18 protein-coding genes are annotated in these 21,027 nt (G+C 66.8%); 1 reads left to right on the forward strand and 17 read right to left on the reverse strand.

The window, feature by feature from the left end; all coding sequences use genetic code 11:
- Positions 1-52: 52 nt before the first annotated feature.
- From egtB to JHC99_RS04455, 8 genes are all read right to left on the reverse strand, one after another.
- A complete protein-coding gene (gene egtB / locus JHC99_RS04420) occupies positions 53-2,209 on the reverse strand; it encodes an ergothioneine biosynthesis protein EgtB (protein ID WP_292152250.1) in 2,157 nt (718 codons plus the stop codon).
- Positions 2,210-2,340: 131 nt separating this feature from the next.
- Complete coding sequence (locus JHC99_RS04425; protein WP_292152251.1) at positions 2,341-3,552, reverse strand: acyl-CoA dehydrogenase family protein; 1,212 nt, start codon at positions 3,550-3,552, stop codon at positions 2,341-2,343.
- An 84-nt stretch (positions 3,553-3,636) separates the two neighbouring features.
- Positions 3,637-3,942 (reverse strand): SCP2 sterol-binding domain-containing protein, encoded by a 306-nt coding sequence (locus tag JHC99_RS04430; RefSeq protein WP_271144547.1) that lies wholly within the window; start codon positions 3,940-3,942, stop codon positions 3,637-3,639.
- Positions 3,943-4,024: 82 nt separating this feature from the next.
- Positions 4,025-5,605 (reverse strand): carboxylesterase/lipase family protein, encoded by a 1,581-nt coding sequence (locus JHC99_RS04435; protein ID WP_292152252.1) that lies wholly within the window; start codon positions 5,603-5,605, stop codon positions 4,025-4,027.
- 15 nt (positions 5,606-5,620) lie between these two features.
- Entirely contained in the window at positions 5,621-6,523 is a 903-nt protein-coding gene (locus JHC99_RS04440) for a LysR substrate-binding domain-containing protein (protein ID WP_292152253.1), read from the reverse strand.
- Between the two features lie 61 nt (positions 6,524-6,584).
- Positions 6,585-7,520 carry a 5-dehydro-4-deoxyglucarate dehydratase gene (gene kdgD, locus JHC99_RS04445; protein ID WP_292152254.1) on the reverse strand — a complete coding sequence of 312 codons (936 nt, stop codon included), beginning with the start codon at positions 7,518-7,520 and terminating at the stop codon, positions 6,585-6,587.
- 141 nt (positions 7,521-7,661) lie between these two features.
- Positions 7,662-8,783: an acyl-CoA dehydrogenase family protein gene (locus JHC99_RS04450; protein ID WP_292152255.1), complete on the reverse strand. Its 1,122-nt coding sequence runs from the start codon at positions 8,781-8,783 to the stop codon at positions 7,662-7,664.
- Positions 8,784-8,787: 4 nt separating this feature from the next.
- The gene (locus JHC99_RS04455) at positions 8,788-9,972 is read right to left on the reverse strand and encodes an acyl-CoA dehydrogenase family protein (RefSeq protein ID WP_292152256.1); all 1,185 of its coding nucleotides are present in this window, start codon (positions 9,970-9,972) and stop codon (positions 8,788-8,790) included.
- Positions 9,973-10,331: 359 nt separating this feature from the next.
- Here JHC99_RS04455 and JHC99_RS04460 point away from each other — a divergent pair, with 359 nt between their 5' ends.
- Complete coding sequence (locus JHC99_RS04460; RefSeq protein ID WP_292152257.1) at positions 10,332-11,585, forward strand: D-amino acid dehydrogenase; 1,254 nt, start codon at positions 10,332-10,334, stop codon at positions 11,583-11,585.
- Here JHC99_RS04460 and JHC99_RS04465 read toward each other — a convergent pair.
- The 9 genes from JHC99_RS04465 to JHC99_RS18750 form a co-directional block, all read right to left on the reverse strand.
- Positions 11,576-11,812 carry a hypothetical protein gene (locus tag JHC99_RS04465; protein WP_271144555.1) on the reverse strand — a complete coding sequence of 79 codons (237 nt, stop codon included), beginning with the start codon at positions 11,810-11,812 and terminating at the stop codon, positions 11,576-11,578. The genes JHC99_RS04460 and JHC99_RS04465 overlap by 10 nt on opposite strands.
- A gap of 161 nt (positions 11,813-11,973) precedes the next feature.
- Entirely contained in the window at positions 11,974-12,663 is a 690-nt protein-coding gene (locus tag JHC99_RS04470) for a response regulator (RefSeq protein ID WP_292152258.1), read from the reverse strand.
- Entirely contained in the window at positions 12,663-15,332 is a 2,670-nt protein-coding gene (locus tag JHC99_RS04475; protein ID WP_292152259.1) for a sensor histidine kinase KdpD, read from the reverse strand. Before JHC99_RS04475 ends, JHC99_RS04470 begins: the two co-directional genes overlap by 1 nt.
- A 1-nt stretch (position 15,333) precedes the next feature.
- Positions 15,334-15,915 (reverse strand): potassium-transporting ATPase subunit KdpC, encoded by a 582-nt coding sequence (gene kdpC / locus JHC99_RS04480; protein WP_292152260.1) that lies wholly within the window; start codon positions 15,913-15,915, stop codon positions 15,334-15,336.
- Between the two features lie 11 nt (positions 15,916-15,926).
- Positions 15,927-16,637: a TorF family putative porin gene (locus tag JHC99_RS04485; RefSeq protein WP_292152261.1), complete on the reverse strand. Its 711-nt coding sequence runs from the start codon at positions 16,635-16,637 to the stop codon at positions 15,927-15,929.
- Between the two features lie 3 nt (positions 16,638-16,640).
- Entirely contained in the window at positions 16,641-16,802 is a 162-nt protein-coding gene (locus JHC99_RS04490; RefSeq protein WP_292152262.1) for a hypothetical protein, read from the reverse strand.
- 11 nt (positions 16,803-16,813) lie between these two features.
- The gene (gene kdpB, locus JHC99_RS04495; RefSeq protein WP_292152263.1) at positions 16,814-18,883 is read right to left on the reverse strand and encodes a potassium-transporting ATPase subunit KdpB; all 2,070 of its coding nucleotides are present in this window, start codon (positions 18,881-18,883) and stop codon (positions 16,814-16,816) included.
- A 30-nt stretch (positions 18,884-18,913) separates the two neighbouring features.
- Positions 18,914-20,620, reverse strand: a complete 1,707-nt coding sequence (gene kdpA / locus JHC99_RS04500) for a potassium-transporting ATPase subunit KdpA (protein WP_292152264.1) — start codon at positions 20,618-20,620, stop codon at positions 18,914-18,916.
- Between the two features lie 15 nt (positions 20,621-20,635).
- The gene (locus JHC99_RS18750; RefSeq protein ID WP_366927707.1) at positions 20,636-20,884 is read right to left on the reverse strand and encodes a potassium-transporting ATPase subunit F; all 249 of its coding nucleotides are present in this window, start codon (positions 20,882-20,884) and stop codon (positions 20,636-20,638) included.
- Positions 20,885-21,027: the final 143 nt, after the last annotated feature.

A 21,027-nucleotide genomic window follows, 5' to 3' on the forward strand; every position in this document is an offset into this window, starting at 1 on the left:
CCGACAGAATGGGGCGGCGGATCGCAGGATCCGCCGCCCTTTTCGTATCCGATCAGGCTTCGAGGACGACGATGGCGACCGAGGGTTCGGGGCCGACCTCGAACGCGGCTACCGACCACCCTGCGGCCTCGGCGAGCGCGCGCACCGTGGCCTCACGATACTTCCGCGAGCTTTCGGTGTGGATCGTCTCGCCCTGCACGAAATCGACCGTGGCGGCACCGATCCTGACCCTCTGGTCGCGCGTCGAGCGCAGATGCATCTCCATCCGGGCATCGACCGGGTTCCACAGCGCCAGATGCTCGAACGCCGACAGATCGAAATCCGCGTTCAGCTCGCGATTGGCACGGACCAGCAGGTTCTTGTTGAACGCGGCCGTCACCCCTTGCGCATCGTCATAGGCGGCGATCAGCGTCCCCGGATCCTTGACCAGATCGACTCCCAGGATGAACAGTGCCCCGGCATCCAGCCGCTCGCGCGCCACGGTCAGAAGGCGCACCGCGTCCTCGCGATCCAGGTTGCCGATCGTGGAGCCCGGAAAGAACCCGACCCTTCGCCCGAGGCCCAACTCAGGCAGGGCCGGCAGGTTCAGGAAATCGCCGACCACCGGCTCGACCCGCAACGACGGATAGGAGGCCGATATCCCCTCCACCGCCTGCTCCAGCGCGTCAGGACTGATGTCGATAGGCACATAGGCGGCAAGATCGGGTGCGGCATCCAGCAGGATGCGCGTCTTCGCGCTGGCCCCGGATCCAAACTCGACCAACACCGCGCGGTCGCCGAACCGGGCCGTCAAGGACGGGGCCAGCTCCCGCAAGAGTGCGGCTTCCTGACGCGTCGGATAGTATTCCGGAAGGCGCGTGATCTCCTCGAACAGGCGCGACCCCTCCGCGTCATAGAACCATTTGGGCGACATGGCCTTCTGAGGCTTCGCCAGGCCAGCCAACAGTTCACTGCGAAACTCGCGGGTGACGGCGTCGTCCCCCATGTCGCGGTCTTCCGGGGAAACATCCTCGGCCAGTCTCAGTCCCATGAACGCCCATCTTTGATGCGGATAGAAGAAGTTGCGGTAGGTCGCGCGGCCATGGCCGTCGGGCGTCGCGAACGAAGAGCCCCTCAGAACACTCTGATTGGCCATGAATTTCCCGTTGTACTCCGCCGCCGTCCCCGCGGTCGGTCGAAAGCCGGGATAGGCCAGATAGGCGCTGGACGTATGCTGCCAGACCTCGTCGAACAGGTTGCCGAAAGCGTCGGGCCGCGTCGTCGCCGCATGCTCCCATTCCGCCTCTGTCGGCAAGCGCTGGCCGGCCCATGTCGCATAGGCGTCGGCCTCATAGGCGCTGATATGGCGCACGGGCGCGTCAGGATCGACGGGAGCGCGGCCCGTCAGCGTCATCGTGGTCCAGCCCTCGGGATCATCCCGCCAATACAGCGGTGCCGTCCAGCCCTCGGCCTTCACCGTCGCCCAGCCGTCCGACAGCCACAACTCGGGCCGCCGATAGCCACCGTCGTCGATGAAGGCGATCCATTCACCGTTGGCCACCAGGTCTCGCGCCAGACCGAAAGGCTGTAACCAGACCGGGTGGGCGGGCCCTTCGTTGTCGAAGGCAAACCCCGGTCCGTCATGGCCCAGTGTCGCCATCCCGCCCTCGAAGGCCTCAAAGCCGCCTCGCGCAGCCGCGACCGGAACAGCCCGCGGATCGATCCCATAGGCAGCCGGATCCAGCGGGGACCGGGCCATCAGCGCCAGGATGTCCATCAGGAACAGCTCCTGATGCTGCTGGTCGTGGTGCAGACCGAGCACGAACAGATACCGATCCGCCGCCGACGTCAGGCCGCGACCCAGCCGATCGATCATCCGCCGATCGATCTCCGTGCGATAGGCCAACACGTCGTCCAGCGACGGGCGCGTCATAAGGCCACGCTCATGACGCGCGACCCTCTCGCCCAGCGCCTCGTAGTAGGAGTTGAACATCTGCTGGAAGCGCGGATCGACCGGCTCATAGTCCGGATCGGCGGCCAGGATCATCGCCTCGAAAAACCAGCTGGTATGCGCCAGGTGCCATTTGCCGGGGCTGGCATCCGGCATGGCCTGGGCCGAAAGGTCCTCAGACGACAGGCCTGCCGCCAGTGCGGGCATGGCCCCGCGCACGCGTCGATAAAGGGCGATATCGATGTCCTGCTGCGACGCGATGCGCGAGAGGTCGTTCATCGGCACAGTCCCCCAACGCCTATCCAAGCCCAGCACAAAGCCGCACGAGAAAATCCGTTCCCGCCATGCGACACATCGCCCAGATGAGAGCTGGGCCCATGCCCGGCAACCGGTGATCTGCGGGGATTGCCCTACCGAATCGGACGCCCGCCGTGCTTGGCGTATTCGAGCCGCGCAATGGTCCGGTTGTGAACCTCGTCAGGCCCATCGGCGAAACGCAGCGTCCGGACCTGGGCGTACAGCTCGGCCAGTGGCGTATCGGCCGAAACGCCGGCACCCCCGAACGCCTGGATGGCGTCGTCGATGATCTGCAACGCCATCTTGGGTGCCGCCACCTTGATCTGCGAGATTTCGGACTTGGCGTTCTTGGCCCCGGCCTGATCGATCATCCAGGCGGCCTTCAGCACCATCAGGCGGCACATCTCGATATTGGTCCGCGCCTCGCCGACCCGCTGCTCCCAGACCGAATGCTCGGCGATCTGCTTTCTGAACGCGGTGCGGTTCAGCAACCGTTCGCACATGAGCGCCAGGGCCTTCTCCGCCGCACCAATCGTCCGCATGCAATGGTGAATGCGGCCGGGCCCCAGCCGCCCCTGCGCGATCTCGAACCCCCTGCCCTCGCCCGCGATCAGGTTCGAGACCGGCACCCGGACGTTGTCCAGCACCACCTCGGCGTGGCCGATCGGCCGTTCGTCATAGCCGAACACGCTCAGCATCCGCTCGACCCGGAAGCCCGGCGTGTCGGTCGGCACCAGGATCTGCGACTGCTGCTGGTGTGTCGCCGCGCCGGTGTCGGTCTTGCCCATGACGATGGCGATCCTGACGTTCGGATGGCCCATGTTGGTCGACCACCATTTGCGGCCATTGATCACGTATTCGTCGCCGTCGCGGACGATCGATGTCTGGATATTGGTCGCGTCCGACGAAGCGACCGCCGGCTCGGTCATCAGGAAGGCCGAGCGGATCGTGCCGGCCATCAGGGGCTTAAGCCACTGCTCCTGCTGCTCGGCGTTGCCGTACATATGCAGGACTTCCATGTTCCCTGTATCGGGCGCGGCGCAGTTGAACACCTCGGCCGACCACAGGGCGTGACCCATGATCTCGGCCAGGGGGGCGTATTCGACATTGGTCAGTCCCGCGCCGTGCTCGCCCGGCAGGAACATGTTCCACAGCCCGGCCTCGCGCGCCTGGGCCTTCATTTCTTCCATCACGGGCGGCTGGCGCGTGTGATCCTCATGGACCTGGGCCCAGTATTCAGCCGAGCGTGGCAGCACCTTGTCGTCCATGAACCTCTGGAGCCGCTCCTGCCAGTGCAGGCCCAGGTCGCTGTGCTTGAAGTCCATGGTCGTCCTCCCGAGACGGATATGAAAACGGCGCGGCCCTCTTCCGGAGCCGCGCCGTGTCGTTCTTGTCTTTTCAGACCGGCATCAACGCTTCAGCAGCGGGATCAGCTTCTGGGCGATCATCATGTCGCCGGCGATCTTCAGCTTGCCCTGCATGAAGGCCATCATGCCGTCCAGCTTGCCTTCGGACATGGCGATGAAGTCGTCCCAGGACACGGTCACGGTGGTGTCGGCGGGCTTGTCGTCGTTGGTCACCGTGTTCGGGACCGAGGCACCGTCGATGTAGATCTTGCCCGTGTCGCCCATGTCGATCTTCACGGTCTTGCCCAGACCGGAGTTGTCGCCGACGGCGCTGCGGATGTGTTCGGTAACCTGAGCCAGGTCGGCCATGGTCGTCTCCCTAAGACAGTGATTTGAGACAGCCCTAGCCCTCCCCGACCACCGTGCCAAGATCACGTCAGGTCAAGTTGGATCACGTTCCCTGCTTGAGGAAGGGTGCCGTCTGGAACAGGCGGCGTTCAGCCGCACGGGGGTCGTTCTCGCTCCGGCTCTCGACGTCGAAGATCATGGTCGCTCGTTCCGGCAGCGAATAGGGATTCCAGGTCGGAATCGCCGCGTTGTTCGGATTGCCGGTCCGGGCGAAGGCGATGAAGGTCTCGCTCATCGCATTGGCCACCCCGAGCGCTTCCGGTCCGGTCCCCGTCTTCGATGTCGGTTGGTGGCAGTTGTCGAAGGCCAGCGCGATGTCGAACGAATGATAGGCACCCAGCCTCGGCTCCACCGGCGATCCGAAATCCAGCTGGTACATCCAGGTCCGGTCACCGATCTTCGCCCTCTCCTCGGCCTGGATCAGGTGGCCCGGCCGCGACCGGCCACAGGTGGCGGCGGCGAAGAAGACGTCCACCGGCGACATCGACGGGAACTGCCTGCGATACCAATCGACGACGTACTGGGCGTTCAGATCGACCACGAACTCGGGCGCCAGCTTGGCCGCCACCGTATCCCAGGTCAGGCTGAAATTGCGCTCGTCCGAAGCGGTAAAGGCGCGCGCCTCGTCGTGGGTATTGCCGACGATCATGGGGATATGGGCGCTCTCGCGTGGCGCATCCGGCACGAAAGGGTGCCTTGGCAGGGTGTCGTGGTCCATGACCGACCAGAAGACGATGCCCCCCTCTTCGATCGGGTCGTCCATCGACAGGGCCTCGACCAGCCTGCCCATGGGCACGGTGGCCAGCTCAGCCGCGCGATCCGGCGTCAGGTCCAGGTGGTCGAGGAAGGCCCGCATCCTCAGTTCGGCGTGCTGCGGGCCCATGGCGGTCACATGCTGGCCGCTCATGGTGATGACCTTGTGGAACAGGCCGGCCGCCGAGGGCATGGCCATCAGCGTCACCAGCTTGGCCCCGCCACCCGACTGGCCAAAGACCGTGACGTTGTCGGCGTCGCCGCCGAACTCGGTGATATTGTCCCGCACCCAGCGCAGGGCCAGCATCAGGTCCAGATTCCCGACACTGCCCGACTTGGCATAGACCCCGCCCCCCACCGGCGACAGCAGCTGGCCCAGACCGTTGTACCCGAACACATTCAGCCGGTGATTCAGGGTCACGACGACCACATCGCCGCGCCGACACAGGGCAACCCCGTCATACAGCGAACTCGACCCCGACCCGTTGGCGTGCGCCCCGCCGTGGACATAGACCATCACCGGCCGCCTCCCACCGTCGCGAAGCTCGGGCGTCCAGAGGTTCAGGAACAGGCAGTCCTCGGACTGGTCGGGTTCGTCGGACTTTTGCGGACTGGCCGCGCCATAGGTCGTGGCGTCGCGAACATCGCTCCAGGACTCGGGCACCACCCCCGGCTGGAACCGCCTTGTCGCGGTGTCGGCACCGTAGCGTACGCCCTTGAAGACCTTGATCCCCTGATCGACATAGCCCCGAACCCGACCGTGCCGCGTCGCCGCCACCGGCTGGACCGGATCGGCCCAGGCCGCGCCACCCGTCGCAATCAGGCCGCCGGTCATGGCTGCGGTGGCGATCACGGTGCGGCGGGTCTGCATGGCAGAGTATCCTTGCTAGGGCGTAGTCCTGGCCTGCGCCTCGATCAGGTCGAGGAGCGGTTTCAGGCTCGGATTGTCGTTGTCGCGACGCCAGGCGACGAACAGTTCGACCGGGCGCTCGGGCATGGTATCCAGGGGCCGGAACTCGACCCCCTCGAAATGCAGCTTGGTCGCGGCCTCGGGCACCACCGCCGCCCCGATCCGCGCGTGGACCAAGGCCAGGATCGAGTGAATCTGCGCCATATGCTGGACGTGCTGGGGCGACACCCCGGCCTCGTCGAACATGGCCGTCAGCATGGCGTGGAAATAGCCCGCCCCTTCGGGGGCATACATGATCATCGGCTGGGCATCGAAATCGGCCAGGCTGATGCGGTCCTTCTCCAGCCGGGGATCGCCACTCGGCAAAGCCGCCACAAGAGGCTCGGTCAGCACCCGCACCTTGTCGAACTCGGGTCGGGTGAGCGGGGGCCGCACCAGCCCCAGGTCGATGCGCCCGGTCAGCAGGGCCTCGACCTGTTCGCCCGACACCAGCTCGCGCAGCGTCAGATCGACATTGGGCAACTGGGTTCGCGCCAGATCGACCAGATTGGGCAGGAAGGAATAGCCGGAGGCCGCCGTGAACCCGACCGCGACCCGGCCTGCATCGCCGCTGGCGATCCGCCGCGTCGCCAGGGCCGCGCTCTCGGCCAGCCTCAGGATGCGTTTCGCCTCGATCAGGAACGACCGCCCCGCCGGTGTCAGCCGCACCGACCGGCTGGTCCGGTCCAGCAGGACGACGCCCAGTATACGCTCCAGCAACTGCACCTGACGGCTCAGCGGCGGCTGGGTCATGTTCAGCCGCTGGGCGGCACGCCCGAAATGCAGTTCCTCGGCGACGGCGACGAAGCACCGCAACTGGCTCAGCTCGAACATGTTCATCGCCCTTCTCCCAGGCGAGGTGTTCTAGGCCCTGCGGACCCGAACGGACAGGGCACCGACCCTATCCGTTCGCCGCCAGTTTCGGTGCGGCGGGTTGCACACGGGCGATCAACGCCGACAACTCGGCCAGTTCGGCGGGCTTCAGGTCGATCAGCGGCGTGCGGACCGGACCTGCGGTACGGCCGATAGCGGTCATGCCCGCCTTGACGATCGAGACGGCGTAGCCCCTGCCCTTGTTGCGCAGCGCGATGTACGGCAGCACGAAGTCGCGCAGGCCCGCCATGATGGTCGCATGGTCGCGGGCCCGCACGGCCTTGTAGAAGTCCAGCGCGAACTCCGGCACGAAGTTGAAGATCGCCGACGAATAGGTCGTGACCCCCATCTCCAGATAGGCCGGCGCGAAGGTCTCGGCGGTCGGAAGGCCGCCGACATAGGTCAGGCGATCGCCCATCCGCGCATAGACCTGCATCATCAGTTCGATGTCGCCGACGCCGTCCTTGAACCCGACCAGGTTCGGATTGCGCTCGCACAGCTTTTCCAGCGTCTCGGGCTGCAGCACGGCGTTGTCGCGGTTGTAGACGATGACGCCCAGCGAGGTCGCATTGCAGACGGCCTCGACATGCGCCGCCAGGCCTTCCTGGCCCGGCACCATCAGATAGTTGGGCAACAACAGGATGCCGTCGGCACCGTTGGCCTCGGCCGATTGGGCCAGATCGACGGCCATGGCCGTCCCGTATCCGGCGCCCGCGATCACCGGGGTCTTGCCGGCGGTTTCCTCGACGGCGGCCTTCACCACCTTGCCGACCTCTTCGGGGGTCAGGGAGAAGAACTCGCCGGTGCCGCCGGCAGCGAACAGCCCGGCCAGCTCATACTCCAGCATCCAGGCGCAGTGGTCGCGATAGTCCTTTGCGACGAACTGCTGCTCGGCGTCGAAATGGGTGACCGGAAACGACAGCAAACCGCCGCCGATGGTCGCGGCCATTTCCGCGGGCGTCATTCTGGACATGGAGTTCCTCGCTCAAAGACGGCCGTGCCGCCCGGCGCTGTCGTCGCGCCCTGATCGAACGGTATTCCGGTCTTTGATGCGGGTCCAAGCCAATGCAGCTATCGACCGATGCGTGTTTTGGCTTGATCGGCCTCAGTACCCCTGGGCGCGCGCCAGTCGTTCGGTGTGGAAGCCTGCGTCGCCCAGCAACTCGTTCAGCACCCGCACCCGCTTCATGAACAGGCCGACGTCGAAGGCGTCGGTCATCCCCACGCCGCCGTGCATCTGTACCGCCTCCTGCACCGCCAGTTCGGCGACCCGCCCTGCCTTCGCCTTGGCGACCGAGACGGCCAGCCCCGCATCCTCGCGCCCCGCGTCCAGACGCTGCAACGCACCCAGCACCGCCGCCCGCGCCAGCTCGATCTCGGTAAACAGATGCGCCGCCCGATGCTGGAGCGCCTGGAACTCGCCGATCAGCTTGCCGAACTGCTTGCGGGTCCGCAGATACTCGAGCGTCAGCTGGAACGCCTGGTCCCCTGCCCCGGTCAGGGATGCCGCCGCACAGGCCCGCCCCAGGTTCAGAGCGCCTTCCAGCAGACCCTCGCCCGCATCCACCGCGCCGATCACCGCATCGGCGTCGACCTGCACATCGGTCAGGGTCACCCGCGCCGCATTGTGCGCATCGACCATCACGGTCCGTTCGATCTCGACCCCCGCTGCCTTCGGATCGATCAGGAACAGGGTCAGGCCGCCGTCGGTCCTCGCGGCCACGATCAGGGCATCGGCAATATGGCCGTCGAGCAAGAAGCCCTTGGCCCCGTTCAGCTTGAACCCGTTGCCCGACCGCTCTGCGGTCGTCGCGATGGCCGAGGGCCGGTGCTTGGCCCCCTCGTCCACCGCCAGGGACAGGATCGCATCACCGCCTGCGATCCGAGGCAGCCAGGTCGATTGCTGGTCTGCCGATCCGCCATCGATCAGCACCTTGGCGCTCAGCACGCCCGATCCCATGAAGGGCGACGGCGTCAGGGTCCGCCCCAGCGCCTCGGCCAGAACCCCCGCCTCGACCGCGCCCAGGCCTGATCCACCGTGCGCCTCGGGGATGATGACCCCCGCGAAACCCATCTCGCCGAAGGCCCGCCACAGGTCACGAGAGACCCCATCCGCGTCGTGCTCGTCGCGCAGTTTCCGCAGATGCGCGATCGGCGCATTCTCGCTCAGAAAGCCGTCGGCGGCCTCCTTGAGCATGGTCTGTTCTTCAGTGAGGATCAGCGGCATCCGCTCAGGCTCCGGGCAGTTGCAGCATGTGTTTGGCGATGATGTTCAGCTGGATCTCGCTGGTCCCGCCCTCGATCGAGTTCGCCTTGGTCCGCAGCCAGTCGCGCGCTGCACCGCCGTGGTGCGACCGCTCGCTCTCCCACTCCAGCGCGTCCGAACCACCCGCCGCCATGGCCAGTTCGTGGCGTCGCTTGTTCAGTTCCGACCCATAGTATTTCAGCATGGAGGCGATGGCCGGCGAGACCTGTCTGGCCTTCACCTGGTCCCCGACCCGCTCCATCGACAGCTGAAACGCCGCCAGATCGATCTCCAGATCGGCGATCCGGGCGCGCAGCATCGGATCGTCCAGACGCCCATCGGCATCGGCACCGACGCTGTCGGCCGCGACCTGACCCATGGGACGGCCGCCCCCGATCATGCCCATGCCGCCGATCATGGTCCGCTCATGCGCCAGCAGCGCCTTGGCCACGTCCCAGCCCCGGTTCAGCGTCCCGACCAGATTCGCCTTCTCCACCCGCACGTCGTCGAAGAAGGTCTCGCAGAAGGGCGACTTGCCCGAGATCAGCGTGATCGGCCGGGTCGAAACCCCCGGCGTCGCCATGTCGAACAGGACGAACGAAATCCCCAGATGCTTGGGGGCCTCCGGGTCGGTGCGCACCAGACAGAAGATCCAGTCGGCCTTGTCGGCATACGACGTCCAGACCTTCTGGCCATTGACGATCCAGTGGTCGCCCCGATCCTCCGCGCGCGTCTGGACGCCCGCAAGGTCCGACCCGGCACCCGGCTCGGAATAGCCCTGGCACCAGCGGATTTCACCGCGCACGATCTCGGGCAGAAACCGCGCCTTCTGTTCCTCGGTCCCGAACTGCAGCAGGGCCGGGCCCAGCATCCAGATACCGAAGCTGGACAGGGGCATCTGGGCGTCGATGCGCCGCATCTCGGAGGCCAGCACCTTGGCCTCCTCGCGGGTCAGGCCGCCGCCGCCGTATTCGGTCGGCCATTCCGGCGCGGTCCAGCCGCGCGCGCCCATGACATCCATCCACTGTTTGTGCGCCGGGGTCTTGAACACGGCGTCGCGCCCGCCCCAGACCCGGTCCTCGTCACTGTCCAGCGCTCCCCTGCATTCAGCCGGGCAGTTCGCCTCCAGCCAGGCCCGTGTCTCGGCCCGGAACGTCTCAAGATCAGCCATCGCGTGTCCCCGCGTTTCCTCTTGCGATCACTCTAGCAGCGATCGAGCGGTGACGTAGCGTCATCCCGTGGCCGATCGTGTTAGGATTTATTTCCTTCCCGGCTCTTGCGCTCTGACGGGCAAGACGCCAACTACCGTAGAGGCTGTGGCAGGCCGCGCCTGGATTGGCGGTTTGGCGCTTTGGCGGTGTGTTTTCTGACCGCCACCGCCATCGGTGGGCGCAGGATTCACGACGGGGTGGGGAGGCTCTGCGGAGAGGTGCGAAAAAATCACGCATCGGCCCATTCGATCAGGGCATGTTATCGCCCCTGAATCGGGTGTAGTCTGGGACATCCTTGTTTTCGTACGGAGAAGCCGCGTTGAAAGTTCTGGTTCTCGGCGCCGGCGTCATCGGGGTCACGACGGCCTGGTACCTGGCCCGGGCCGGGCATGAAGTCACGGTCGTCGAACGCCAGGCGGGCCCGGCACTCGAGACCAGCTTCGCCAACGCCGGCCAGGTGTCTCCGGGATATTCCTCGCCCTGGGCCGCCCCTTCGATCCCGCGCAAGGCCCCGCGCTGGCTGCTGATGAAATACGCGCCGCTGATCCTGCGGCCCCGCGTCGATCCCGCCATGATCCAGTGGGGCCTGGCCATGCTGAGGAACTGCACGCCTTCCCGTTATGTCCGCAACAAGGAGCGAATGGTGCGGCTGGCCGAGTACAGCCGCGACCAGCTGATGGCCCTGCGCGCCGAGACCGGCATCGCCTACGACGGCCGGGCCCAGGGCACGCTCCAGCTGTTCCGAACCGAACGCCAGCTCGAAGATTCGGCCAAGGACGTCAAGGTCCTGAACCACGAGGGCGTCCCCTGCGAAGTGCTGGACAAGGCCGGCTGCATCGTCGCCGAGCCCGGCCTGGCTCGATCAGAGGCCACCATCGTCGGCGGCCTGCGCCTGCCCAATGACGAGACCGGCGATTGCCACATCTTCACCAACCGCCTCGCCGAGATGGCCGCCGAACTGGGCGTCGTCTTCCGCTTCAACGAGACCGTCGACTGGATCGCGACCCAGGCCAATGAGGTCACCGCCGTCCGAACCGACAAGGGCGATCTGACTGCCGACGCCTATGTCGTGGCCCTCGGCAGCTATTCGACGCAGATGCTGAAACCGCTTGGCCTTGGCCTGCCGGTCTATCCCGTGAAGGGCTATTCGATCACGGTGCCGATCGCCGACGAACCCGGTGCCCCGGTCTCGACCGTGATGGACGAGACCTACAAGATCGCCATCACCCGTCTCGGTGACCGCATACGCGTCGGCGGCATGGCCGAGCTGGGCGGCTACAGCCACGACCTGCCGCCGCATCAGCAGGCGACGCTGGAGCACTCCCTGACCACCCTGTTCCCGGGGGCCGGCGACGTCGGCGCGGCGAAATACTGGACGGGCCTTCGCCCCATGACGCCGGACGGTACGCCGGTGATCGGCCGCACCAAATACAAGGGCCTGTGGCTCTCGACCGGTCACGGCACCCTGGGCTGGACCATGGCCTGCGGATCGGGCCGGGTGCTCGCCGACATGATCTCGGGCGTGAAGCCCGAGGTCGAGACCGCGGACCTGGAAATCGCCCGCTACGCCTGATCGGCGGGCGGTGCGTCGGTCCAGCCGTTGGGCCGCCAGCCACTCATCAGGGCCTCGATGGCGACCTGGACGGGACCAGAGATGTCGCGCTTGCCCATCTCCATCTCGCGCACCCGCGCGGTCCGCTTCTCGGGCGTCCCGGCCAGACGAAGGGCGCGCCCCAGTTGCTCATGATCCCACCCCAGGATCGTGCGCGCCATCTTCAGTTCGTCCGCCGGACCGGCCATCGCCCTACTCCACTCGATCTCCCGAACCGTAGTCAGGAGATTGAATCACATTGAAAACCAGGACGCTTCTGACGGAGGCCGTCAAACATACCGTGGCTGGATATAGCGCCGATGACGGGTCGAACAAAGAGCCTGGCCGCCCACGGACACCAAGCGTGAGACTACCCCTCGATCCGGTAACCGATCCCGGCCTCGGTCAGGACGATCGTGGGGACGGCAGGATCGGGTTCGATCTTGTGCCGCAACTGGCCAATGACGACGCGCAGGTACTGCACGTCGTCGGCATGAGCGGCACCCCAGACCGCCGTCAGCAGGTCGGTATGGCTCACCACCTTTCCCGCACTCCGCGCCAGATAGGCCAGGACGTCATACTCCTTGGGACGAAGCTTGAGCCGCTCCTCGCCCTTCATCACCAGCCGGCGATCCAGGTCGATCGTGATCTGACCGGCCGTGACGACGCCCGTTGTCGCAGGTCTCAAGGCGCCCTGGCGCAAGCCCGCCCGCAGCCGGGCAAGCAGCTCACCGACCCCGAACGGTTTCTCGACATAGTCGTTGGCCCCGAGGTCCAGAGCCGCGATCTTCTCGGCCTCGCGGTCCCGGGCCGAAAGGATGATGATGGGCCCCGCATAGAATTCGCGCGCGCGCCTGAGCACGTCCTTGCCGTCCATGTCAGGCAGACCGAGATCGAGCACGACCGCGTCCGGGTTCCACAGCGCGATGCCCCGCAGGCCTTCCTGTCCATTGTCCGCGCGCTTCGCATCATAGCCGGCGGCGTCGAGCGCCGGTGTCAGGAACCGGTGGATCTGGGGCTCATCGTCGATGACCAGTATCTGCGGACGAACGGCCGACATCACAGCAGCTCGCGATGGGTGGCGATCGCCTTGGGCAGGCTGATCAGGATGCGCGTCCCCGACGTCACCCCGTCATCCCCTTCATGGATGGGACTGGCCGCAGCGATCCGGCCGTTCATGGCCTCCACGAAGCCCTTGGCGATGGCCAGGCCCAGGCCGACACCCTTGTTCCTGTCGCTGGACTCTTCCATCCGCCGGAACTTGTCGAAGACCCGTTCAAGCTCTGCGGTCGGGATGCCCATGCCTTCATCCTCTACGCTGATCACCACGGCGTTGCGATCCTCGTAGGCGGCGATCTCGATGGTCGATCCGTCAGGACTATAGGCGATGGCATTCTCCAGCACATTGACCAGGGCCTGTTCGAGCAGCCCTTCATCGACCTTGACCAGAGACAGGTCTGCCGGGAAGTCGCGGGTCATCCTGCGGCTTTCCAAACGTCTGGAAACCCTCTCGGCCGCCGCATTGAGGATGTCGCGCGCATCGGTCCATTCGGCCCGCACCTTCAGCGCCCCGCCTTCCAGCCGGGTCATGTCCAGCAGGTCACCCACGTAGCGGTTCAACCGCTCGGCCTCTTCCCGGATACTCAGCAGCAGGTCGGCCCGCACCGCCGGCGTCAAACCCTCGCCATAGTCGATCAGGGTCGTCGCGGACCCCAGCACGGTCGACAGCGGCGTCCTGAGATCGTGGCTGACCGAGTTCATCAACGCCGTGCGGAACCTGTCGGCGCGCCTCAGGGTCTCGGTCTCGACCGCCTGACCGGCGAGGTTGGCGCGCTCGATGGCGACGGCGCCCTGATCCAGAAGGGCCAGGGTCAGGCGTTCCTCGTCGGACCCGGACGCGAGGGCGGCGGCCTCGATCCCCGCCACGCCCGAGCGCCCCTGAATCCCTTGCAAGGGCCAGAAGGTCCAACTCGCCTGCGGAAGCGTACCCGTCCCATGACCGGCGGCCTCCCCGTGCTCCCAGGCCCAGCGCGCGGAGGCCATGGCCGCGGCACCGAGTTCGGGGGTATCAGGCGCACCGGCCGCGATCACGAGATCATCCCCCTGTGGCAGCAGGACGACCGCCTTGGCTCCGGCGGCATGAGAGGCCTGTTCCGCCAGCACGCGCGCCGTCGCCTGTCGGCCGTCCGCCCCCGCGAGCGCCTGGCTTGCGCCCAGCAGGGCCGAAACCGCGACGGCCCGTCTCTGCGTCCGCTTGGCCTGTTCCCGGACCCGCCCTGCGAGCGCGCCGGTCAGCAGGGCGACGCCCCAGAACACCACCAGGGTCAGGACATCCGTCGGCGACCCGATGATGAAGCTGTAGCGCGGCTGGAGAAACAGGAAGTTGTAGATCAGGAAGGCCGCCGTCGCGGCGGTCAGGGCGGGCCTGAGCCCGTACAGGGCACCGGCCGCGACCACGGCGGCCAGATAGATAACGCCCAGATCAACCCGCTCGAAGGCCGCGTCGAGGCTGTAGGCCGTGAGGGTTGCCAGCGCCACGAGCCCGAGACCGACGGCATAACCGAACCACCGCACCGGCGCACGAACGGGGCGCAACGTCGGGGCCGCAGCGGCGTCCTTCTCGTCGGTGATGATATGGATGGCGACGCCGCTGGCCGATCGCAGCAGCTCGGCCGCCAGGGACCGGCCGATCAGGTCTCGCAGGCGACTGGTCCGGCCCTTGCCGATCACGATCTGGGTGACGTGATTACGCCCGACATAGTCCATCACGGCCCGGACGACATCATCGCCGCTGAGGGTGATGGTCCGCGCGCCCAGTTGCTCGGCCAGCTTCAACGCCTCGCTGAGGCGGGCGGCCCTCTCGCCCGTGATCGCACCCTGGTCCACGGTCGCGACCGTCCACGGGGCATCCATCATCATGTCCGACAGGCGCCGACCGGCACGGACCAGCGATGCGGCCATACCGTCACCGCCAATCAGGACCAGAATTCGCGCGCCCGCGGCCCAGGGCCCCGGCACGCCCTTTTCCCGCAGATGAACGAGCAGCTGGTCATCGACCGTCTGGGCCGCCCGCCGCAGGGCCAGTTCGCGCAGGGCCGTGAGGTTCTCGACCTTGAAGAAATTCTCGGACGCCAGTCGCGCCGTCTCGGGAACATAGACCTTGCCGTCCTCAAGCCGTTTGCGCAGCTCGTCCGGCGTGATGTCCACGACCTCGATGTCGTCGGCCTTGGACAGGGCGCTGTCGGGAACCGTCTCGCGCTGGCGCGCGCCGGTGATCCGCAGGACGATGTCGGACAGGCTCTCCAGATGCTGGACGTTCAGGGTGGTCCAGACGTCGATCCCGGCTTTCAGGATCTCCTCGACGTCCTGCCAGCGTTTGGGATGGCGCGAACCGGGCACGTTGGAATGGGCGTACTCATCGACCAGCAGCAGGCCGGGCCGACGCGCGATCGCGCCGTCGATGTCGAACTCCAGCAGGGTCCGGTCCTTGTAGTCGATGGGCTTGCGCGCCAGAACGTCGAGGCCGCGCAGCAGGCTCTCGGTCTCCTTGCGGCCATGGGTCTCGACCACCCCGACCAGGACGTCACCGTGCTCGGCCTGACGACGCCGGGCGGCGCGCAGCATCTCGTAGGTCTTGCCGACGCCAGGGGACATCCCCAGGAAGACCTTCAGCCGGCCCCGCTTTCGCGAGGCCGGCCGAGAAACATCCGAGGTTTCGGGGTCAGCCAAATCAGGCCGCCGGAGGCTGCGCCAGAGCGTCGAGCGCGCGATTGGTCATCAGGACATTGACGCGTGGCTGGCCGATGAAGCCGAGCAGCGGGCCTTGGGTATTGCGGTCGATCACACCCTGCACCTGTGCCGTCGTCAGACCCCGGGCCGTCGCGACGCGCGGGGCCTGGAGAGCGGCATAAGCCGGAGAAATGTTTGGGTCGAGCCCCGAAGCGGACGTCGTCACCGCGTCGGCGGGGATGGCCTGGCCGGGGGCCTCGGCGCGCAGGGCGTCAGCGTCGGTCTTGACCCGTTCGATCAGGTCCGGATTGAGGGGCCCGAGGTTGGAGCCCGACGATCCGGCGGCGTTATAGCCGTCGCCCGCCGCCGAGGGGCGGGGGTGCAGGTAGCGGGCCTCGGCGAAGGGCTGGCCGATCAGGGACGAGCCCTGAACGGTGCCGTCAGGCCCGCGCACCAGGCTGCCGTCGGCCTGGCTGGGGAAGGCCAGTTGGGCCGCGCCGGTGATCGCCAGCGGATAAGCCAGCCCCAGCAGCAGGGTGAAGAGGGCGATCATCACGAGGGCGGGGCGGATTTGGTTGACCATCGGGGTCGCTCCTAGAAGGTGGCCTTCAGCGAGGCCACGGCGCGGCTGCCGTAGATGTCGCCGAAGTCGTGTTCGTCGGTGTCGTGATAGCGGACGTCGACCGCCAGGTTGGACGTCAGCTGATAGGCCGCGCCCAGGTTCCACGTCGTGTAGTCGAAGGCCGACGACACGAATTGATGGCCCACCGCGCCCGAGATCGTCCACTTGTCGGCCGGGCTGATCGCGGCGTTGGCCTCGACATAGGTCGCCTCGTCCTCGGCCGCGCCGAAGAAGTCGGGCGAGTAGTAGACGGCGGCTCCGACCGTGGCCGGGCCGATCGCGCGCGACGCGGCGGCCTTCAGCTCGACGTAGTCATAGTCCGCGCCGTTCGGCTGGCTGGTGTAGAGATAGCCCACCACGCCGAGGTCCAGGTTCCAGCCGGCGACCTCCGGACGAAAGCCGCCATAGAGGTCGATCTCGGCGTTGGTGTCGCCGTCCCCGGGGAAGGCCACGTTGGAGGCCCAGGTCCCGGCGTAGAAGCTACCGACCGTGACGTCGACGCCGCCGGAGATGGCTGGATCTTCTTCGGTCTGGCTGACACCCCGGAATACATAGTCTGAGGTGCCCGCGACGTTGAAGGCCCATTGGGGACCCGCGTCCTGGGCAAGAGCCGGGACGGTGATGGCCGACGAGGCGGCGATCAGGGACAGAGCGGCGATGGCGGGGCGGAGGGAGAGACGCATTTACTATTCCTTGAGTGCAGAAGCCGGGACCGGTTCGGGTCGGCCGGGGGCGTGGGTGTCGCGAGCCTGGGCCAGAAGGCCGACGATGGCGATGGCGGCGATGAAGAAGACGGCGAACCAGACGTCGTTCTTGCCGGAAGCCTTGAACTGGGATTTGCGGGACATGGTTGCCATGCTCACGCCAGACCCAGGCCGGTGATGATCAGGTCGATCGCCTTAATGCCGACGAAGGGCGCGATCAGGCCGCCGAGACCATAGATCAGCAGGTTGCGGCTCAACAGCTTGCCGGCGCCGACCGCCCGGTATTTGACGCCGCGCAAGGCCAGAGGGATGAGAGCAACGATCACCAGGGCGTTGAAGATGACCGCCGACAGAATGGCGCTCTCGGGGCTTCCCAGTTGCATCACATTCAGTGCGCCCAGGGCCGGCAGGGCGACCACGAACATGGCCGGGATGATCGCGAAATACTTGGCCACATCGTTGGCGATCGAGAAGGTCGTCAGGGCACCGCGGGTGATCAGCAACTGCTTACCCACCTCGACGATCTCGATGACCTTGGTGGGGTCGGAGTCCAGATCGACCATGTTGCCGGCCTCGCGAGCGGCCTGGGCCCCGGTCTGCATGGCCACGCCGACGTCGGCTTGGGCAAGCGCCGGGGCGTCGTTGGCGCCGTCGCCGCACATGGCGACCAGACGGCCCTTGGCCTGTTCCGCCTTGATCAGGCGCATCTTGTCCTCGGGCGTGGCCTCGGCGAGGTAGTCGTCAACCCCGGCCTCCGAAGCGATGGCGGCCGCCGTCACTGGATTGTCGCCGGTGATCATGACTGTGCGCAGGCCCATGGTGCGAAGCTCGGCGAAGCGCGCCTTGACGCCCGGCTTGACCACGTCCTTGAGGTGGATGACGCCCACGAGGCGGCCATTCTCGGTGACGGCCAGGGGGGTGCCGCCTGAGCGGGCGATGCGATCCACGGCGGCCGTGAACTCGGCCGGGGCCGTCGTTTCAGCGCCCAGCGACTTGAGTACGGCGTCGACCGCGCCTTTGCGCCAGGAGTCCTTGCCTGCGTCCAGGCCCGACTGACGAGTGGTCGCGGTGAAGGCGATGGCGGTCGAACCGGCGGGCTGTTCCACCACGATCCCGCCCTGTTTGCCCAGTTCGACGATCGAGCGGCCTTCCGGCGTTTCGTCGGCCAGGGAGGCGGTGACGGCGGCGCGCAGGGCGACCTCGGGACGAACGCCCGAGACCGGGATGACCTCGGTGGCCATGCGGTTGCCGAAGGTGATGGTGCCGGTCTTGTCGAGCAGCAGGGTGTCGACGTCGCCTGCCGCTTCAACCGCACGGCCCGAGGTGGCCAGCACGTTCACCTTCAGCAACCGGTCCATGCCGGCGATGCCGACAGCGGACAGCAGTCCCCCGATGGTCGTGGGGATCAGGGTGATGAACAGGGCGCCCAGCACGATCGGATCCAGCTCGACGCCCGAATAGGCACCCAGACCCAACAGGGTGACGACCGCGATCAGGAAGACCAGCGTCAGCCCGGCCAGAAGCACGCTCAGGGCCAGTTCGTTCGGCGTCTTGCGACGGTTCGCGCCCTCGACCATGGCGATCATGCGATCGAGGAAGGTCGAGCCCGGGGCCGAGGTGATGCGCACCTTGATCCAGTCGGAGACCACGGTGGTCCCGCCGGTGACGGCCGAGCGGTCGCCGCCCGATTCGCGGATCACCGGGGCGCTTTCGCCGGTGATGGCGGCCTCGTTGACCGAGGCGACGCCTTCGATGATCTCCCCGTCCGAGGGGATGACATCGCCCGCCTCGACCAGGACGATCTGACCGACCTGGAGCTCGCCCGCCGGAGTGGGAACGACCGTGCCGGTCTTGGGATCGACGATCAGCTTGGCCTTGGTCGTGACGCGGGTGGCGCGAAGGCTGTCGGCGGCCGCCTTGCCCCGCCCCTCGGCGACGCTTTCGGCGACGTTGGCGAACAGGACGGTGGCCCAGAGCCAGATGGCCAGCTGGATGGCGAAGCCCGCCGACTGGCCCGAGGCGATGGCCCCGGCCGCCGACACGGTCGACAGCAGGGCCACGATCCAGGTCGTGAAGATGACCGGGTTCTTGAGCAGGTGACGGGGATTCAGCTTGACGAAGGCGTCGCCGAGCGCGCGGCCCAGCATGGCGCCGGTCAGGCCGCCGCCCAACGAAGGCGTCGAAGTGGCGACGGGCGGGGTGGCTTCAGGGTTGGCGAATGTCATTTCAGGTGTCCGAAGGGATCACAAAGCGGATCACTGGGCCGCGCCGGCGAGCATCTGGAAATGCTCGACGATGGGTCCGAGGGCGAGGGCCGGGAAGAACTGCAACCCGCCCAGGATGAGGATGACGCCGATCAGCAGGCCGATGAACTGGGCGCTGTCGGTCGGCAATGTGCCGGTCGAGGGCGCCAGCTTGGGCTTGACGACCAGGCTGCCGGCGATGGCCAGGACCGCCACGGCGGGGATGAAACGGCCGACCAGCATCCCGATGCCCAGCGTGGTGTTCCACCAGGGCGCATTGGCGGTCAGACCCGCAAAGGCCGAGCCGTTATTCGCCGCCGCCGACGTATAGGCGTACAGCATCTCCGACAGGCCGTGCGGTCCCTGGTTCAGCAAGCCTTCCATCGCGGTCGGGAAGACGGCGGCAATGGCGGTGAAGCCCAGGATGGCCAGGGGCAGGACCAGGACCGCGATCATGGCGTACTGGATCTCGCGGGCCTCGATCTTCTTGCCGAGGTATTCGGGGGTGCGACCGACCATCAGACCGGCGACGAACACCGCCAGCATGGCCATCACGACCATGATCGCAATCCCCGACCCGATCCCGCCGGGCAGGATCTCGCCCAGTTGCATCAGGAACATCATCAGCCCGCCCGACAGCGGCATATAGCTGCCGTGCATCGAGTTGACCGAGCCATTGGACGCGCCGGTGGTCGGACCGGCCCAGGCGACCGAGGACGGCAGACCGAAGCGGGTCTCCTTGCCCTCCAGGTTGACAGGCTGCTCGATGCCAGCGGCGACGAGGGCCGGGGCGGGCTGGCTTTCGGCGACATAGATGCCGGCCGTGCAGACGCTGAGCAGGATGAAGCCGGCGGCGACCAGGGCGCGAACGTCCTTCCTGGCCAGGACGCTGCGGCCAAAGGCGAAGAAGGCCGCCCAGCCGAGCACGTTGATCGCGACCGCCTCGATGAGGTTGGTCAGGGGCGAGGGGTTCTCGAACGGATGGGCCGAGTTGGCGTTGAACACGCCCCCGCCGTTGACGCCCAACTGCTTGATGGCTTCCTGGCTGGCGGCCGGGAACAGGGACAGGGTCTGCGACCCGCCTTCCAGACCGGTCGCCGTCGCCGACGCCGCCAGGCTCTGGACCACGCCCAGGCCGGCCAGAACCAGCGCCAGAACGATGGACAGGGGCAGTAGCACATACAGGGTCGTGCGGGTCAGGTCGGCCCAGAAATTGCCGACCCCCTCCCCCCGGCTGGCCACGAAGGCGCGGGCCAGGGCGGCGGCGACGGTCGCGCCGGTGGCGGCCGACAGGAAGTTCTGGGTCGTGAAACCGACCATCTGGCTGAAGGTCGAAGTGGTGCTTTCACCGCCATAGGACTGCCAGTTGGTGTTGGTCACGAAGCTGACGGCGGTGTTGAACGCCAGATGCGGCGAGAGCCCCGCGAACCCCTGCGGGTTCAGCGGCAGGAAGGCCTGGAGCCTCAGGATGGCGAACAGCAGGAAGAAGCCCGCCGCGTTGAAGGCGATCAGGGCGGCGGCATAGCCGGTCCATCCCTGGCTGCGTTTAGGATCGACGCCGGCGGCCTTGTAGAAGACGCCTTCGACGGGTTTCAGAACGGGGTCGAGCCAGGTGCGCTCGCCGTTCCAGACGCGCGACAGATAGATCCCGATCGGCCAGCCGATCAGGACGGAAAGAGACAGTGTGAGGGCGATCTCGCCCCAGCCTTGAACAGTCATGACGGCGGCTCCTTCTCAGAACCGCTCGGGGCGCACGAGCGCCGCGATCATGTAGACGGCGACGACGACCGCGCCGACGCCCCAGAGGATGGCGATCATCGTCAGATCCTCTTCAGCGCGGCGGCTAGCACGGCAAAGACGACGAACGCCCCGCCGCCGAGCGCAAGAAACAAAAGATCGGCCATGTGGCGCCTCCGGAATATCAGGAGGTCGGTGGACCACGAACCCCCATAACGGGGCCATGTGAGTCTGGGCGCGGCACATAACGCCCGCATAAAATCGAAGACACGGTTTGCGTCACGGAACCATGCGGTCCTGGCGCAATCGCCGGAATGGCAGGCGGCTGGTCGCCTATTCCCACTCGATTACTTGAAAGTCAAACAAGTAGTTGACGACATTAGCTATTT

Source organism: Brevundimonas sp., from assembly GCF_016463485.1.
GTDB lineage: Bacteria > Pseudomonadota > Alphaproteobacteria > Caulobacterales > Caulobacteraceae > Brevundimonas.

What these genes read in the sequence shown, in the direction of transcription:
- egtB (WP_292152250.1), bottom strand. Translation starts at nt 2,209, where the DNA reads ATGAACGACCTCTCGCGCATCGCGTCGCAGCAGGACATCGATATCGCC.
- JHC99_RS04425 (WP_292152251.1), bottom strand. Translation starts at nt 3,552, where the DNA reads ATGGACTTCAAGCACAGCGACCTGGGCCTGCACTGGCAGGAGCGGCTC.
- JHC99_RS04430 (WP_271144547.1), bottom strand. Translation starts at nt 3,942, where the DNA reads ATGGCCGACCTGGCTCAGGTTACCGAACACATCCGCAGCGCCGTCGGC.
- JHC99_RS04435 (WP_292152252.1), bottom strand. Translation starts at nt 5,605, where the DNA reads ATGCAGACCCGCCGCACCGTGATCGCCACCGCAGCCATGACCGGCGGC.
- JHC99_RS04440 (WP_292152253.1), bottom strand. Translation starts at nt 6,523, where the DNA reads ATGAACATGTTCGAGCTGAGCCAGTTGCGGTGCTTCGTCGCCGTCGCC.
- kdgD (WP_292152254.1), bottom strand. Translation starts at nt 7,520, where the DNA reads ATGACGCCCGCGGAAATGGCCGCGACCATCGGCGGCGGTTTGCTGTCG.
- JHC99_RS04450 (WP_292152255.1), bottom strand. Translation starts at nt 8,783, where the DNA reads ATGCCGCTGATCCTCACTGAAGAACAGACCATGCTCAAGGAGGCCGCC.
- JHC99_RS04455 (WP_292152256.1), bottom strand. Translation starts at nt 9,972, where the DNA reads ATGGCTGATCTTGAGACGTTCCGGGCCGAGACACGGGCCTGGCTGGAG.
- JHC99_RS04465 (WP_271144555.1), bottom strand. Translation starts at nt 11,812, where the DNA reads ATGGCCGGTCCGGCGGACGAACTGAAGATGGCGCGCACGATCCTGGGG.
- JHC99_RS04470 (WP_292152258.1), bottom strand. Translation starts at nt 12,663, where the DNA reads ATGTCGGCCGTTCGTCCGCAGATACTGGTCATCGACGATGAGCCCCAG.
- kdpC (WP_292152260.1), bottom strand. Translation starts at nt 15,915, where the DNA reads ATGGTCAACCAAATCCGCCCCGCCCTCGTGATGATCGCCCTCTTCACC.
- JHC99_RS04485 (WP_292152261.1), bottom strand. Translation starts at nt 16,637, where the DNA reads ATGCGTCTCTCCCTCCGCCCCGCCATCGCCGCTCTGTCCCTGATCGCC.
- JHC99_RS04490 (WP_292152262.1), bottom strand. Translation starts at nt 16,802, where the DNA reads ATGTCCCGCAAATCCCAGTTCAAGGCTTCCGGCAAGAACGACGTCTGG.
- kdpB (WP_292152263.1), bottom strand. Translation starts at nt 18,883, where the DNA reads ATGACATTCGCCAACCCTGAAGCCACCCCGCCCGTCGCCACTTCGACG.
- kdpA (WP_292152264.1), bottom strand. Translation starts at nt 20,620, where the DNA reads ATGACTGTTCAAGGCTGGGGCGAGATCGCCCTCACACTGTCTCTTTCC.
- JHC99_RS18750 (WP_366927707.1), bottom strand. Translation starts at nt 20,884, where the DNA reads ATGTGCCGCGCCCAGACTCACATGGCCCCGTTATGGGGGTTCGTGGTC.